Source organism: Kineococcus sp. NPDC059986 (assembly GCF_040702905.1).
Classification (GTDB): Bacteria; Actinomycetota; Actinomycetes; order Actinomycetales; family Kineococcaceae; genus Kineococcus.
This window is the reverse complement of the sequence record NZ_JBFBND010000015.1, coordinates 73116-86917: the sequence shown is the minus strand read 5'-3', so window position 1 is coordinate 86917 and position 13802 is coordinate 73116. Positions and strand designations below refer to the sequence as shown.

The 13802-nt window shown below is 72.2% G+C and carries 11 protein-coding genes and 1 riboswitch; of the genes, 1 reads left to right on the top strand and 10 read right to left on the bottom strand.

Annotation, left to right across the window (positions count from 1 at the left end):
- Window positions 1–53: 53 nt before the first annotated feature.
- Window positions 54–165: riboswitch (SAM riboswitch) on the bottom strand.
- Between the two features lie 244 nt (window positions 166–409).
- The 3 genes from AB0637_RS13260 to typA all read right to left on the bottom strand — a co-directional run bounded on the left by AB0637_RS13260 (window position 410) and on the right by typA (window position 5928).
- Window positions 410–2437, bottom strand: coding sequence for an AAA family ATPase (locus AB0637_RS13260; protein ID WP_366172820.1), 2028 nt, complete (start codon window positions 2435–2437; stop codon window positions 410–412).
- A 168-nt stretch (window positions 2438–2605) separates the two neighbouring features.
- Complete coding sequence (gene mshB, locus AB0637_RS13255; RefSeq protein WP_366172819.1) at window positions 2606–3673, bottom strand: N-acetyl-1-D-myo-inositol-2-amino-2-deoxy-alpha-D-glucopyranoside deacetylase; 1068 nt, start codon at window positions 3671–3673, stop codon at window positions 2606–2608.
- 362 nt (window positions 3674–4035) lie between these two features.
- Window positions 4036–5928, bottom strand: a complete 1893-nt coding sequence (typA, locus tag AB0637_RS13250; protein WP_366172818.1) for a translational GTPase TypA — start codon at window positions 5926–5928, stop codon at window positions 4036–4038.
- A 251-nt stretch (window positions 5929–6179) separates the two neighbouring features.
- On the opposite strand from typA, the gene AB0637_RS13245 reads away from it, so the two are divergent.
- Complete coding sequence (locus tag AB0637_RS13245; RefSeq protein WP_366172817.1) at window positions 6180–7880, top strand: BCCT family transporter; 1701 nt, start codon at window positions 6180–6182, stop codon at window positions 7878–7880.
- A 75-nt stretch (window positions 7881–7955) separates the two neighbouring features.
- Here the strand turns inward: AB0637_RS13245 and AB0637_RS13240 are convergent, their stop codons facing one another.
- From AB0637_RS13240 to AB0637_RS13210, 7 genes are all read right to left on the bottom strand, one after another.
- A complete protein-coding gene (locus AB0637_RS13240) occupies window positions 7956–8369 on the bottom strand; it encodes a (deoxy)nucleoside triphosphate pyrophosphohydrolase (RefSeq protein ID WP_366172816.1) in 414 nt (137 codons plus the stop codon).
- A gap of 22 nt (window positions 8370–8391) precedes the next feature.
- The gene (locus AB0637_RS13235; RefSeq protein WP_366172815.1) at window positions 8392–9033 is read right to left on the bottom strand and encodes a DUF305 domain-containing protein; all 642 of its coding nucleotides are present in this window, start codon (window positions 9031–9033) and stop codon (window positions 8392–8394) included.
- Complete coding sequence (locus tag AB0637_RS13230) at window positions 9033–9671, bottom strand: DUF3105 domain-containing protein (RefSeq protein WP_366172814.1); 639 nt, start codon at window positions 9669–9671, stop codon at window positions 9033–9035. The genes AB0637_RS13235 and AB0637_RS13230 overlap by 1 nt, the downstream gene beginning before the upstream one ends.
- Window positions 9672–9786: 115 nt before the next feature.
- A complete protein-coding gene (locus AB0637_RS13225) occupies window positions 9787–9945 on the bottom strand; it encodes a hypothetical protein (protein ID WP_366172813.1) in 159 nt (52 codons plus the stop codon).
- 95 nt (window positions 9946–10040) lie between these two features.
- Window positions 10041–11780, bottom strand: a complete 1740-nt coding sequence (locus AB0637_RS13220; protein ID WP_366172812.1) for an ABC transporter ATP-binding protein — start codon at window positions 11778–11780, stop codon at window positions 10041–10043.
- Complete coding sequence (locus AB0637_RS13215) at window positions 11777–12757, bottom strand: ABC transporter permease (protein ID WP_366172811.1); 981 nt, start codon at window positions 12755–12757, stop codon at window positions 11777–11779. The genes AB0637_RS13220 and AB0637_RS13215 overlap by 4 nt, the downstream gene beginning before the upstream one ends.
- The gene (locus tag AB0637_RS13210; RefSeq protein WP_366172810.1) at window positions 12750–13676 is read right to left on the bottom strand and encodes an ABC transporter permease; all 927 of its coding nucleotides are present in this window, start codon (window positions 13674–13676) and stop codon (window positions 12750–12752) included. Before AB0637_RS13210 ends, AB0637_RS13215 begins: the two co-directional genes overlap by 8 nt.
- Window positions 13677–13802: the final 126 nt, after the last annotated feature.

Below are 13802 nucleotides of genomic sequence, written 5' to 3'. Positions count from 1 at the left end.
GGTCGCGGACGCGGCGGTGCGCCGGGGTGGGAGAGGCCGGCCGGCTCGTCGACCGTTCGTCCTTACCCGTGCCGGGGCACCAGGGTCTGGTCGTCACCCGGGGCACCCCACGACGAGGAGGGTTGCCGGCCAGCGAGCCGGGGCTTCGCGCTGGCACTCATGACCTGGGAGCAGGAAACCAGAACAGAGCGCCCCGGTTCAAGACGGGAGCCCTGTGCGGACGCGGGACGGCAGGGATCGACCTGACCGACCGCGACGGGAGCGGTGCACCCCAGCCCCCCGGGGTGCCCCGCTCCCGTGCCCCACTCGCGACGACCGCCCCCCGGAGCCGGCCCCCCGGCTCCGGTGCCGTCGCGAGGTCCGTGCGTCGCGACCGGGACTCCCCTCCGGGTCCCGGTCGCGACGAGTCTCAGAGGCGCCGGTCGGCGCCCTCGCGCAGGTCGATCACCCGCGGCGCGGTGGCCGCCTGGACCGTCCCGTCGGCGTGCCGCGCGGCGGCCGCCTCCAGGACGTCGGTGATCTCGTGACCGATGAGCTCGTGCCGCTCCAGCAGCGCGTCGCGCAAGGCCTCGACGAGGTGGCGGTTGCGGCCGAGGAGCTCGCGGACGGCCTCCTTCTGCTCGCCCAGCAGGTTCTCGACCAGGCGGCGCCCCTCGGAGTCGCCCAGCACGCGGGAGACGAGGTTGCCGTCGGCGAAGGCGCCCTGCTGGACGGCCGCGAAGGACACGAGCGTGCCCGCCATGCCCGCCGAGCCGACCATCTGCGCCGCGACCGACGTCGCGGACTGCAGGTCACCGGCGGGGCCGGTGGAGACGTCGCCGAAGAACAGCTCCTCGGCCACCTGACCGCCGAAGGCGATCTTGATCATCCCGGCGAGCTCGGTGCGCGAGCGGGTGTAGACGTCCTCGGCGTCGCCGTGGGCGAGCAGCCCGAGGGCGTTGGCGCGCTTGACGATCGTGAGGACCTCCAGGCGGCGCTGCGGGGCGACGAGCCACGCGACCGCGGCGTGCCCGGCCTCGTGGGTGGCGATGAGCCGCTCCTCGTGCGCGGTGTAGGCCACCGGCTGCCCGAGGCCGACCTCGGTGACGAGGCGGGCGTGCTCGACGTCGGCCCAGTTCATGCCGTCGGCACCGCGGCGGACCGCGTTGACGAGGGCCTCGTCGAGGAGGTTCTCGATCATCACCGGGGAGTACCCGTTGGTGATGCCGGCGAGCGCGTCGCGCCGCTCGGCGTCGGCGAGCGGAGCCTCGTGCGCCTTGCGGGCGAGGAAGTGGTCGACGAGCTGGCGGCGGCCCGTCTTGTCCGGCAGGCCGAACGTCATGCGGCGGTCGAAGCGGCCGGGGCGCAGCAGGGCGGGGTCGAGGGCGTCCGCGCGGTTCGTGGCCGCGATGAGCAGGACCTCGACGGGCTCGCTGACGGGGCGCTTCAACTGCCGGTGCGCCGGCAGGAAGCGGTTGGCGGCGTCGACGAACCAGCCGCGCAGGCGCTCGGACGTCGTGGGCTCGTCGAAGGACTGCATCTGCACGAGCAGCTCGTTGACGACACCGCTGGCCCCCTCGCTGGAGGCGAGCCGTTCGGTCTGCAGCGCAGCGTGTCCGACGGCGGGACCGGAGCCGGCGAGGGACGTGGCCGGGGACATGGGCAGGTTCGTCAGACCGCCGCAGCCGACGATCCCCGTGCTCGCAGAGGTCATCGCACCGGTCATCGCGGCGGTCATCGCGGCGGTCATGGAGTTCATCCCGCCGCGGGCACCGGCGATGGCGTCGATCTCCTCGATGAACCCGATGGCCCCGCCCTCGCGGCGGGCGGCCTTGCGCAGGGCCTTGAAGTAGGAGCGCAGCTTGCGGGCCGTCGCGCCGTACCACATGGACTGGAAGCTGGTCGCGGAGACGAAGAGGAAGGGGACGCCGGCCTCGCGGGCCATGGCCTTGGCCATGTGCGTCTTGCCGGTGCCGGGCGCGCCCTCGAAGAGGAGCCCGCGGCGCGGCCGACCGCCCATCCGGGTGCGGAAGGTGCGCGAGGCGAGGAACAGGTCGAGGCTGCGCTCGACGTCCTCCTTGACCGGGTCCAGACCCTTGACGTCGTCGAGGGAGACGTCGATCTGCTCGGGGCGGTAGACGATGTGCGGCGAGCGTCCGGAGACGAGCGTCTGCCCGAGCATCAGCGCGAGCATGAACGCGAAGAAGACGCCGACCATCAGGTACAGCGGGTCGACGGCGGGCAGGGACGGGACGAGGGACCCGCCCGTGGCGAGCCGGACGTCGACGGCGAGCAGGGCCGCCAGGACGACGAGCAGCAGCGTCTGCGTCCGGCGACGGCGGTTGCGTTCGCGCTGCCGACCGACGTCGGCGCTGTCGCGGCCGGCGCGGGGTGCGCCGGGTCGGCGCTCGGGGTCGGTCGTGCCTCGGGCGTCGGGGGCGCGCAGGACGTGGGCCACGGGCCGCTCCTCCTCGGATCCCGTCCGGCGGGTTCCGGACGTGGGACCAGCCAACCCCGGCCGCTCACGCCCGGCCACCCACCGTGACGCGTTCGGACGATCGCGTTCACCCGCCCGGCGCAACGGAGCGTGTCGACCCGATCACCCCCCGCGCCGCGGCGCGGTGTGCTACTCCGCCGGCGCGACGCCGGCGAAGAGGTCGGTCTCCCGGCCGTCCGCGTCGAAGGGGCCCGACGGCACCCCGTGCCGGAGCCGGAAGTGCTCGCTCGGCCAGACCGGTTGCGGCACACCGTTGGACAGCCGCATGACGGGGACCTCGGCGTCGAGGTCGAGGGTCACCTGGGTGGCGTGGGCGCGCAGCGCGGCGAGCTTGGCGGGCAGCTGGCCGGTGCCGTCGACGACGGTCGTCACCTCCTCGTCGGGCACGACGACGCTCGGCAGCGGTCCCTCGGGGTCCCCCGCGCCGGCGGCCCCCGTCGTCGCGAGGTCCCGCAACGCCACCCGGACGGCCGACTCGGGCTGGACGATCTCGTAGACCTTGGCGACCTGCCACGGCACCGTGCCGTCGTGCTGGTCACCGGCTGCGAGGACGAGCCCGCGGACCGTGGCCTCGTGCACCCGGACGTGGTCGGGGTGGCCGTAGCCACCCCCGGGTTCGTAGGTGACGACGACCTGCGGCCGCACCTCCCGCACGACGGCCGCGACCTGGGCGGCGACCTCCTCGGGGTCGGCGGCCGTCAGCGCCCGAGGGTCGACCTCGCCGCCGTCGACCGTCGTCGACGCGGCCTGGCCCGGCGCGAGCCAGACCATCCCGGAGTCGCGGTACCCCGACCCGTCGGGCCGCGTCAGGAAGCGGTGGTCGGTGACGCCGAGGGCCTCCATGGCCGTCGCGAGCTCCTGGGTGCGGTGCTCGGCGAGGGCCTCGGGGTCCAGGTGCGCGAGCTCGGCCGGGATGATCTCCCCCAGCTCCCCGCGCGTCGCCGTCAGCAGCGTGACGGAGGCCCCCGCCTCGGCGTAGCGCGCCATCGTCGCCCCGGTGCCGATGGTCTCGTCGTCGGGGTGGGCGTGGACGAAGAGCACCCGCCGCGGCTGGTCCAGGGCGTCCATGGACGCCAGCGCCTCGGGGTCCAGCTCCCCCAGCGCGTCCTCGACGACGTCGGCCGCGACCTCGAGGGGATCCCGCCCGACCACCGCCGCCCCGGGCTCGTCGGGCCGTTCGGGAGGAGTCGTGGTCATGCCCCCATCCTGGCCCGGCCGCCCCCCGCCCGCGATCACACCCACCCCCCACCCCCCGGCGGAAAACACTCTTTCCGCCCTCAGGAGGGCGTCCTGAGGGCGGAAAGAGTGTTTTCCGCCCCCGCGTCGGGGGGCGCGTGAAGGGGCGGGCGAGGGGGCCCGGGGCATGTCCGGCGGGGACGCAGAAGGGCGCCGGGGCGGTCACCTCGTCGGATGTCCGGAGTGAGCGCCCTCCCCACGAAGGGGAGCTGTGCACACGACTGCGCGAACGAAGATCCGACGAGGTGACCGCCCCGGCGCCCGGCACCCCACCCGCCCCGAGAAGCCCCGGGCCGGGCGCAGCGCTGCGGAGGCGGTGGGCCTCAGCCCTTCTTGGCCTTGGACGTGGCGCGAGCGCGCTGCGTCTGGTCGAGCTCGACCTTGCGGATCCGCACGGCCTCCGGCGTCACCTCGACGCACTCGTCCTCGCGGCAGAACTCCAGGCACTGCTCGAGGGAGAGGTGGCGCGGGGGGATGAGGCGCTCGAACTCGTCGGACGTCGACGAGCGCATGTTGGTGAGCTTCTTCTCCTTGGTGATGTTGACGTCCATGTCGTCGGCGCGGGAGTTCTCCCCGACGATCATGCCCTCGTACACCTCGGAGGTGGGCTCGATGAACATCTGGCCGCGCTCCTGCAGGTTCGTCATCGCGAACGCGGTGGCGGCCCCCGCGCGGTCGGCGACGAGCGAACCGGACTGACGGGTGCGGATCTCGCCGGCCCAGTGGTCGTACTTGGCGAACAGGGCGTGCGCGATGCCGGTGCCGCGGGTGTCGGTGAGGAACTCGGTGCGGAAGCCGATGAGCCCGCGCGAGGGCACGTAGAACTCCATGCGGACCCAGCCGGTGCCGTGGTTCGTCATCGTCTCCATGCGGCCCTTGCGGGCGGCGAGGAGCTGGGTGATCGCGCCGAGGTACTCCTCGGGGGAGTCGATCGTGAGGTTCTCGAAGGGCTCGAGCAGCTTGCCGTTCTCGTCGCGCTTCGTGACGACCTGCGGCTTGCCGACGGTCAGCTCGTAGCCCTCGCGGCGCATCTGCTCGACGAGGATCGCCAGGGCGAGCTCACCGCGGCCCTGGACCTCCCACGCGTCGGGACGCGCGGTGGGCAGGACGCGGATGGAGACGTTGCCGACGAGCTCGGACTCCAGGCGGTCCTTGACCAGGCGAGCGGTGACCTTCGAGCCCTTGACCCGCCCGGCGAGCGGGGAGGTGTTGGTGCCGATGACCATCGAGATGGCGGGCTCGTCGACGGAGATGAGCGGCAGCGGCCGCGGGTCCTCGGGGTCGGCGAGGGTCTCGCCGATGGTGATGCCCTCGATGCCGGCGACGGCGACGATGTCGCCCGGGCCGGCCTTCTCGCCGGGGACGCGCGAGACGGCCTCGGTGACGAGGAGCTCGGTGATGCGGACGCGCTCGGTGGTGCCGTCGTGCTTGCACCAGGCGACGGTCTGGCCCTTGACGAGCTCACCGGAGAAGACGCGCAGCAGCGCGAGACGACCGAGGAACGGCGAGGCGTCGAGGTTGGTGACGTGCGCCTGCAGCGGCGTCTCGGGGTCGTACGTCGGCGCCGGGATGGTGTCGAGGATCGTCTGGAAGAGCGGGACGAGGTCCTCGGCGTCCGGCAGGCCGCCGTCCTCGGGCTGGTTGAGGGAGGCGCGGCCGTTCTTCGCCGAGGCGTAGACGACGGGGACCTCGAGCAGCTTGTCGGCGTCGATGCCCTCGACGTCGGCGGCCAGGTCGAGCAGCAGGTCGTACGTCTCCTCCACGACGGCGGCGATGCGCGCGTCGGGGCGGTCGACCTTGTTGACGAGGATGACGACGGGCATGCCGGCCGCGAGCGCCTTGCGGAGCACGAAGCGGGTCTGCGGCAGCGGGCCCTCGGAGGCGTCGACGAGGAGGACGACGCCGTCGACCATGGACAGACCGCGCTCGACCTCACCGCCGAAGTCGGCGTGGCCGGGGGTGTCGATGATGTTGATGGTCATGCCGCCCTCGGGAGCACCGGGGCCGGTGTACCGGACCGAGGTGTTCTTCGCGAGGATGGTGATGCCCTTCTCGCGCTCGAGGTCACCGGAGTCCATGACGCGGTCGGCGACGTCGGAGCCCACGCGGAAGGCGCCGGACTGCCAGAGCATCGCGTCGACGAGGGTCGTCTTGCCGTGGTCGACGTGGGCGACGATCGCGACGTTGCGCAGGTCCTCGCGGGTGCTCAGGGGCATCAGGTTCTCGATCCGATTCTCGTGGTCTGGGCGTCGGCTCCCCGACGGGCTCCACCCCGCTGCGCCGTCGAGAGCGCGGCCGGGTCGGGAGGGTTGACACCACAGTCTATCCGCGCGGCGCGGCACCCCGGACGGCCACACGGTCCTTCACGTCCGAACGACCCTCTGACCTGCAGGAACACCGTCCGGATGGTCCGTTGTGACCATCCCCGGCTGGCCCGGACGAGCCATTCCGTGCCACCCTCGCCCCCATGTCCGCACCGCCTGAGCACCGATCCGACACGTCGTCCACCCCCTCATCCGCCCCGCTCGCGGGGTCTGCCGGACGTCCGCCCGTCGACAAGCGGACGTTCGCGGTCGCCGCGAGCGTCGTCGTCCTGTTCCTGCTCGTCGGCACGGTCTGGCCGACCCAGCTGAAGTCCGGCGCGGACGCCGCCCTCGAGGTCGTCGTCGGCGACTTCGGCTGGGCCTTCGTCCTCGGCGCGACGGGCTTCGTGGTCCTGGCCCTCGTGCTCGCCTTCAGCCGCTTCGGGCGCATCCGCCTCGGCCGCGACGAGGACCGCCCGGAGCACTCGCGGGCGTCCTGGATCGCGATGATGTTCTCCGCCGGGATGGGCATCGGCCTCATGTTCTACGGCGTCACCGAGCCGGTGACGCACCTCATGACCGTCCCGCAGAACGACCAGACCCCCGGGTCCCAGGCCGCCGCGACCGAGGCCATGAACTACTCGCTCTTCCACTGGGGTCTGCACCCCTGGGCGATCTACGCCGTCGTCGGCCTGGCACTGGCGTACTCCAGCTACCGCAAGGAGCGCGCCGGCGGCTTCTCCGCGGCCTTCGCCCCGCTGCTGCGCGGCCGCCGCGGTCGCAGCGCGGCCCGCGTGATCGACGTCTTCGCGATCTTCGCGACCCTCTTCGGCTCGGCCGTCAGCCTCGGCCTGGGTGCCGCGCAGATGAACGGGGGCCTCACCGAGGTCTTCGGCGTGCCCAACTCCACGTCCGTCAAGGCCCTCATCATCGCCGTCCTGACGGTCTGCTTCATCGTCTCGGCCATCAGCGGCATCGAACGCGGCATCAAGTGGCTGTCCAACACCAACATGGTGCTGGCGCTCGCCCTGCTGTTCTTCCTCTTCGTGGTCGGCCCGACCGTCTTCATGCTCAACCTCGTCCCGGCCTCGGCGGGCAACTACCTCAGCGCCCTGCCGACCATGGCCACCCGGACCGGCGCCTTCGGCGGGACCGACTGGCTCAGCGCCTGGACGCTCTTCTACTGGGCGTGGTGGGTGTCGTGGACGCCCTTCGTCGGGGCCTTCCTGGCCAAGATCTCCAAGGGCCGCACCATCCGCGAGTTCATCGTGGGCGTCATGCTCGTCCCCACCGCCGTGAGCCTCGTGTGGTTCTCCGTGCTCGGCGGCGCGGCCATCGACCTGCAGCGCAAGTTCGTGGACGGCACCGGCGGCATCGACATCGCGGGCATCTCCGACCAGGAGTCGCAGATGTTCACGTTCCTGGGCCAGTTCCCGTGGGCCGGGTTCACGTCCGTGCTCGTCGTCGTCCTCGTGGCGATCTTCTTCGTCTCCGGCGCCGACGCGTCGAGCATCGTCATGGGCTCGCTCAGCTCCTACGGCGTCGACGAACCGCAGAAGTGGCTCGTCGCCCTGTGGGGTGCGCTCATGGGCCTCGTGGCGATCGTGCTGTTCTTCGCCGGCGGCCTGGAGGCGCTGCAGGACGTCACGATCATCGCGGCCGCGCCGTTCCTGGTGATCATGGCGTTCATGGCCGTCGCCCTCGTCAAGGACCTGGCCCGCGACCCGAAGATCACCTCGCCCAAGCGCCGCAGCGGCGACCGTCGCGACCCGCGCGTGACGGCCGCCGACCGCGAGTGGGACAGCCCCGTCCCCACGCACGTCGAGGCCACGCCGCCCGCTCCCGGCGCCGACGCCTCGCGCTGACGCAGCCCCGCTGGAACGTCGGCTCCCCGGTGACGGTCGTCGTCACCGGGGAGGGGGCGGGCGCCCCGGAGCCGGTCAGCGTTCCAGCCGCGCGAGCTGCTCCATCGCGGCGACGAGCGGCACGTCCCCCGGCAGCCAGTCGACGGACGCCCAGCTCCCCCGCTGCAGCCAGCCCAGCTCGTCGTGGTCCTGCAGCGGTTCCGGCGTCCCGGTGAGCAGGACCGCCCACCACACGCGCATCTGCAGCGCCGCCGTCAGCGGCCACGCGCCGTCGGGGTGCACGACCTCCGCCCCCAACCGCACGGTGACGCCGAGCTCCTCGGAGAGCTCGCGGTGCAGGGCCTCCTGCGGGGTCTCCCCCACCTCGACCTTGCCGCCGGGCAGCTCCCACTTCCCGGCCAGCTCCGGCGGTGCGCTGCGTCGCGCCGCGAGCAGCCGGGTGGGCGCGCCGAGGTCGTCGACGACGGCCGCGCCGACCACGAGCCTCACCGCCGGCCCCCCGCGAGGAGACTCACGAGGCCGGCAGCGGGGCCGCGCCCCGCGCACCGAGGTACGACGTCAACAGCTGCGACTCGGCCTCCTGGCTCGCGACGATGGCCCGCGCCAGGTCCCGCACCTCGGGCGTGGTGGCGTGCGCGGCACCGAACTGGGCCATCTCGATGCCCCCGCGGTGGTGGCGCAGCATGAGCTGCAGGAAGTCCACCTCGAACGCCTCCCCGGTCTCGGAGTTCAGCCGTGCCATCTCGGCGGCCGTCGCCATCCCGGGCATGATCCGCCCCTGCGCCTGCTCGACCTCGTGCCGGGCGTGCAGGTCGGTGCCGGCCATCCAGCCCATGACGGGACGCCCCGCGGACGACAGCGGCTGGTCCCAGGACAGGAGCAGCTGCTGCATCCGGCCGGCCTGGTTGCCCTGGGTGGAGGCGATGTCGACGGCGAGCTGGCGCACCTCGGGGGTCGGTGCGCGCTGGATGGCCGTGTAGGACATCGAGACGGCCTGCCCGTGGTGGGTGGCCATGTCCCGGGAGAACCCGACGTCGACGGAGTTCGCGCCTGGGGCGGTGGGCAGCGCCCGCCCGGCGAGGACGCCGAGCACGAGGACCGCCACGAGGCCCCCCACCGCGAGCAGGACCTGCCGGGCCGTGAGCCCACGCATCAGCCGGTCGGCGTCCCGACCCCGTTGGAGCACAGCGCACCCGGCTCGGGGGTCTGGGCACCCTGGACGTACTTGGCGAGGAACGCCTCGATGCGCGGGTCGTCGGCGGACTGCACGGGCAGCTGGTGGTTCCACGCCGAGAGCACCACGGGTGCGGGCAGACCGTCGTACGGGGACAGGACGGTGTAGGACTCACCGGACACGTCCGACTTCAGGCGGTCCACCTGGGCGGTCGGCAGGTCCGGCCGGTACGTGATCCAGACGGCGCCGTGCTCCATGCTGTGGACGGCGTTCTCGTTGGCGACGGGCTTGTCGTAGACGCCGCAGTTCAGCCAGACGGGGTTGTGCTGCCCACCGACGGGCGGGTTCTCCTTGTACTGCACGGGCGTCTGGACGTGCTCGCCGGCGCCGTACTGGTACACCTTCACGGCGTCGAGCGAGGGCGGCTGGGGCCGGTTGAGGAACACCGTCGTCACCCCGCCGACCACCGCGAGGACGGCCACGGTCGGGATCGCGACGAGCAGGATCCGCCGCCGGCGGGCGTGCGCCTTCTCGGCCTTCTTCATGGCGGCCACGCGGGCCGCGCGGTCGGCGCGGTCCTTGGAGGGCTCGGGCGCCGGGGACGGCGTCTGGCTCAACGTGCTGGTCCTTCCCGTCGTGGGGCCTCGAGTGGCACCTCGTGGCCTCATCGTCTCCAACGACGCCGGCGACGGGAACGTTCACCGCGACGCTGCTCACCGTGGGTGAGGAGCGTCACACCTCGTGGTGTCGGGCCGCCTCACGGGCGCGCCGCGCACGGTCCCCGTGGTCACCGCGGGCGACGGCCGCCACCCGGTGGCGCGGACTCGTCCGCCAGTACACGACGGCGCAGCCGACGACGATGGCCAGCACGACCACAGCGATGTAGTGCATCGGACCACCGTAGACCTCGAAGGCGCTGCAGCACAGCCCCTCGGACGACTCCTGGGGGGATTCCCAGGAGCCGTCCGGGTGGGGTGCGCGGGCGGTCAGGCCCCCAGCTGCAGCGAGCCGCCGGGGATCGCCTCGAGCAGGGCCTTCGTGTACTCCTGCTGCGGCGAGGTGAACACCTGGTCGACGCTGGCGTGCTCGACGAGCCGCCCCTTCTGCATGACGACGACGTCGTCGGCGATCTCCCGCACGACGGCGAGGTCGTGCGTGATGAAGAGGTACGTCAGGCCCAGCTCGGCCTGCAGGTCGTTGAGCAGCCGCAGGATCTGACCCTGGACGAGCACGTCGAGCGCCGAGACGGCCTCGTCGCAGACGACCACCTCGGGCTGCAGCGCCAGGGCGCGGGCGATCGCCACGCGCTGGCGCTGGCCGCCGGACAGTTCGTTGGGGTACCGGCGCAGCGAGCTCTGCGGCAACGACACCTTGTCCAGGAGGTCGCGCACGCGCGCCTCCCGGCTCTTGGCGTCGCCGACGCCGTGGACGCGCAACGGCTCCTCGACGGAGGAATAGATGCTCCAGCTCGGGTCCAGCGACCCGTACGGGTTCTGGAAGATGGGCTGGACGCGGCGCCGGAAGGCGAACTGCTGCTTGCGGTCCAGCGTCGTGATGTCGACGCCGTCGAAGAGCACCTTGCCGGACGTGGCGGGCAGCAGGTTGAGGACCATCTGCGCCACGGTGGACTTGCCCGAACCGGACTCCCCCACCACGGCCAGGGTCGTGCCGCGGCGGACGGCGAAGTTGACGTCGTCGACCGCGCGCAGCTTCTCCCCGCGCACGCCGGCCCCGCGGATGACGAACTCCTTCGTCAGCCCCTGCACCTCGATGACGTCGGACGTCGGCGCGTCCGGCACCGCCACGGGCGTCGCGGCCGCGACCTGCTCGTGGACCTGCTCGGCGCGGACCTCGGCCTGCTCGACGATCGCGGCGCGGTGGCTGGACTGCATGCGCCGCGAGGCGAGCGAGGGGGCCGCCGCGACGAGCCGCTGCGTGTACGGGTGCCGGGGGTCCTGCAGGATCTCCAGCGCCGGGCCCGACTCCACGACCTGGCCCTTGTACATGACGACGAGGTGCTCGGCGCGTTCGGCGGCCAGGCCGAGGTCGTGCGTGATGAGCAGCACCGCCGTGCCGAGGTCGGCCGTCAGGGAGTCGAGGTGGTCGAGGATCCCCCGCTGCACGGTCACGTCGAGGGCGGACGTCGGCTCGTCGGCGATGAGCAGCCGCGGCCGCGAGGCCAGGCCGATGCCGATGAGCGCGCGCTGGCGCATGCCGCCGGAGAACTCGTGCGGGTACTGCCGGTAGCGGCGCGCGGCGTCGCCGAGGCCGGCCTCGCCGAGGACCTCGATCGCCCGCTTCTTGGCCGCGGCCCCCTTGGCGATGCCGTTGGCCTCGATGGCCTCCTTGACCTGGAACCCGATGTTCCACACGGGGTTCAGGTTCGACATCGGGTCCTGCGGGACCATGCCGATGTGCGTGCCGCGCAGCGACACGTACTCCCGGTGGGAGGCGTGCGCGATGTCCTTGCCGTCGAAGAGGATCTGACCGCCGACGACCTTGCCGGACCCCGGCAGCAGGCCGATGACGGCCATCGCCGACGTCGACTTGCCCGACCCGGACTCCCCGACGATGGCGACCGTCTGGCCCGGGTACACGGTGAAGTTCGCCTTGCGCACGGCGTGGACGGCCCGACCGCCGGAGGTGAAGTCGACCTCGAGGTCGCGGACCTCCAGGAGCGGCTTGGACCGGTCGACCGGAGCGGACGGGGCGTTCTGCGGGCTCATCGGGTCCGGCCCTTCGGGTCGAGGGCGTCGCGCAGGGCGTCACCGAGCATGAGGAAGGACAGGACCGTGATCGAGAGCCCGATCGACGGCCAGAGCAGGATCATCGGGTCGGTGCGCAGGGTGGCGCGGGCGTTGGAGATGTCCCCACCCCACGAGACGATGTTCGGCGGCAGGCCCAGGCTCAGGAAGGACAGCGTCGCCTCGGCGGCGATGAACGTCCCGAGCGAGATCGTCGCGACGACGATGACGGGCCCGAGGGCGTTCGGGACGACGTGCCGGACGAGGGTCGCCATCCGCGACAGGCCCAGCGACTTCGCGGCCGTGACGTACTCGTTGGACCGCACCTGCAGCACGGCCCCGCGCATGATGCGCGCGACCTGCGGCCAGCCGAAGAGGGCCAGGGTGAGGGCGACCGTCACGACGTTGCGGCTCTTGATGGTCTGCAGCAGCACGATCGCGCCGAGGATGAGCGGCAGGGCGAAGAAGATGTCGGCGATGCGGGACAGGATCGCGTCGAGCCAGCCGCCGTAGAAGCCGGCCAGCGCTCCGACGACCCCGCCGAACACGACGACCATGATCGTCGTGAGGATCCCCACGCTCACCGACGCGCGGGCCCCGTAGATCAGCCGGGCGTAGACGTCGGTGCCGCCCCGCGTGACGCCGAGGGGGTGAGCCGCGGACGGACCCTGCAGGGCCACCGACAGGTCCACGAAGCGCGGGTTCGTCGACGTGAACCACGACGGGAACAGCGAGACGACGACGAGCACCAGGATGATGAAGCTCGCGACGATGAAGATGGGCCGCTTGCGCAGCTGCTTCCAGGCGTCGGAGAACAGGCCCCCCGTGGGCGCGGACTCGTCGACGGCGTCGACGGCCGCGAGCGGGGTCTCCTCCAGCGGCGCGACGAAGCGCTCCTGGCCGGGTCGCACGACGGCGCCGCCGGGCTGGGCGTGACGTCCGGTGGTGGGCTCAGACATAGCGGATCCTCGGGTCCAGGACGGCGTACAGGAGGTCGACGACGAGGTTCGCGACGAGGTAGATGAGCACCAGGATCGTCACGACCGACACGACCGTCGGACCCTCCTGCCGGATGACGGACTGGTAGAGCAGGTTCCCGACCCCCGGCACGTTGAAGATGCCCTCGGTGACGACGGCACCCCCCATGAGCGCTCCCAGGTCGGTGCCCAGGAAGGTCACCACGGGGATGAGCGAGTTGCGCAGCACGTGCACCGTCATGACCCGCGGCCGCGACAGCCCCTTGGCCGTCGCCGTGCGCACGTGGTCGGCCGACAGGCCCTCGGCGACGGAGTTGCGCGTCAACCGCAGCACGTAGGCGAAGGACAGCGCCCCGAGCACGGTCCCCGGCAGCAGCAGGTCGACGAGCGAGGGGTCACCGCCGACGGTGGAGCGCACGATGCCCCACTTGACGCCGACGAAGTACTGGCCCACGAAACCGAGGACGAACACCGGGATGCCGATGACGATGAGCGAGAGGAAGAGGACCGTCGAGTCGAAGATCCCGCCACGGCGCAGCCCGGCGATGAAGCCGAACGCGATGCCGAAGACGGCCTCGATGACGAACGCCACGACCGCGAGCTTGATCGTCACCGGGAAGGCCCGGGTGATCTGGTCGATGACGGGCTGTCCGGAGAAGGACTGCCCGAAGTCGAGGGTGAAGATGCCCTTGAGGAAGAGCAGGTACTGCACGATGAACGGCTTGTCGAGGTTGTACTGCGCGGTCAGCGTCGCCCGCGCGGTCTCGCTCACCGGCTTGTCCCCGAACAGCGCCAGGATCGGGTCCCCGGGGAGCAGGAACACCAGGGCGTAGATGAGGAGCGTCGCTCCGAAGAAGACGGGAACCATCTGCAACAGACGGCGCCCGATGTACCAACCCATCACGAGCCTCCTCGGGGGGACGACCTTCCGTGGCCGCCCCCGCCTTCACGGTCGAGCGCTTCACGATCGAACACAGTGTCGCGACGCCGTCCCGGCGCGCGAACGGGGGTGGGTCGCGCTCGGCAC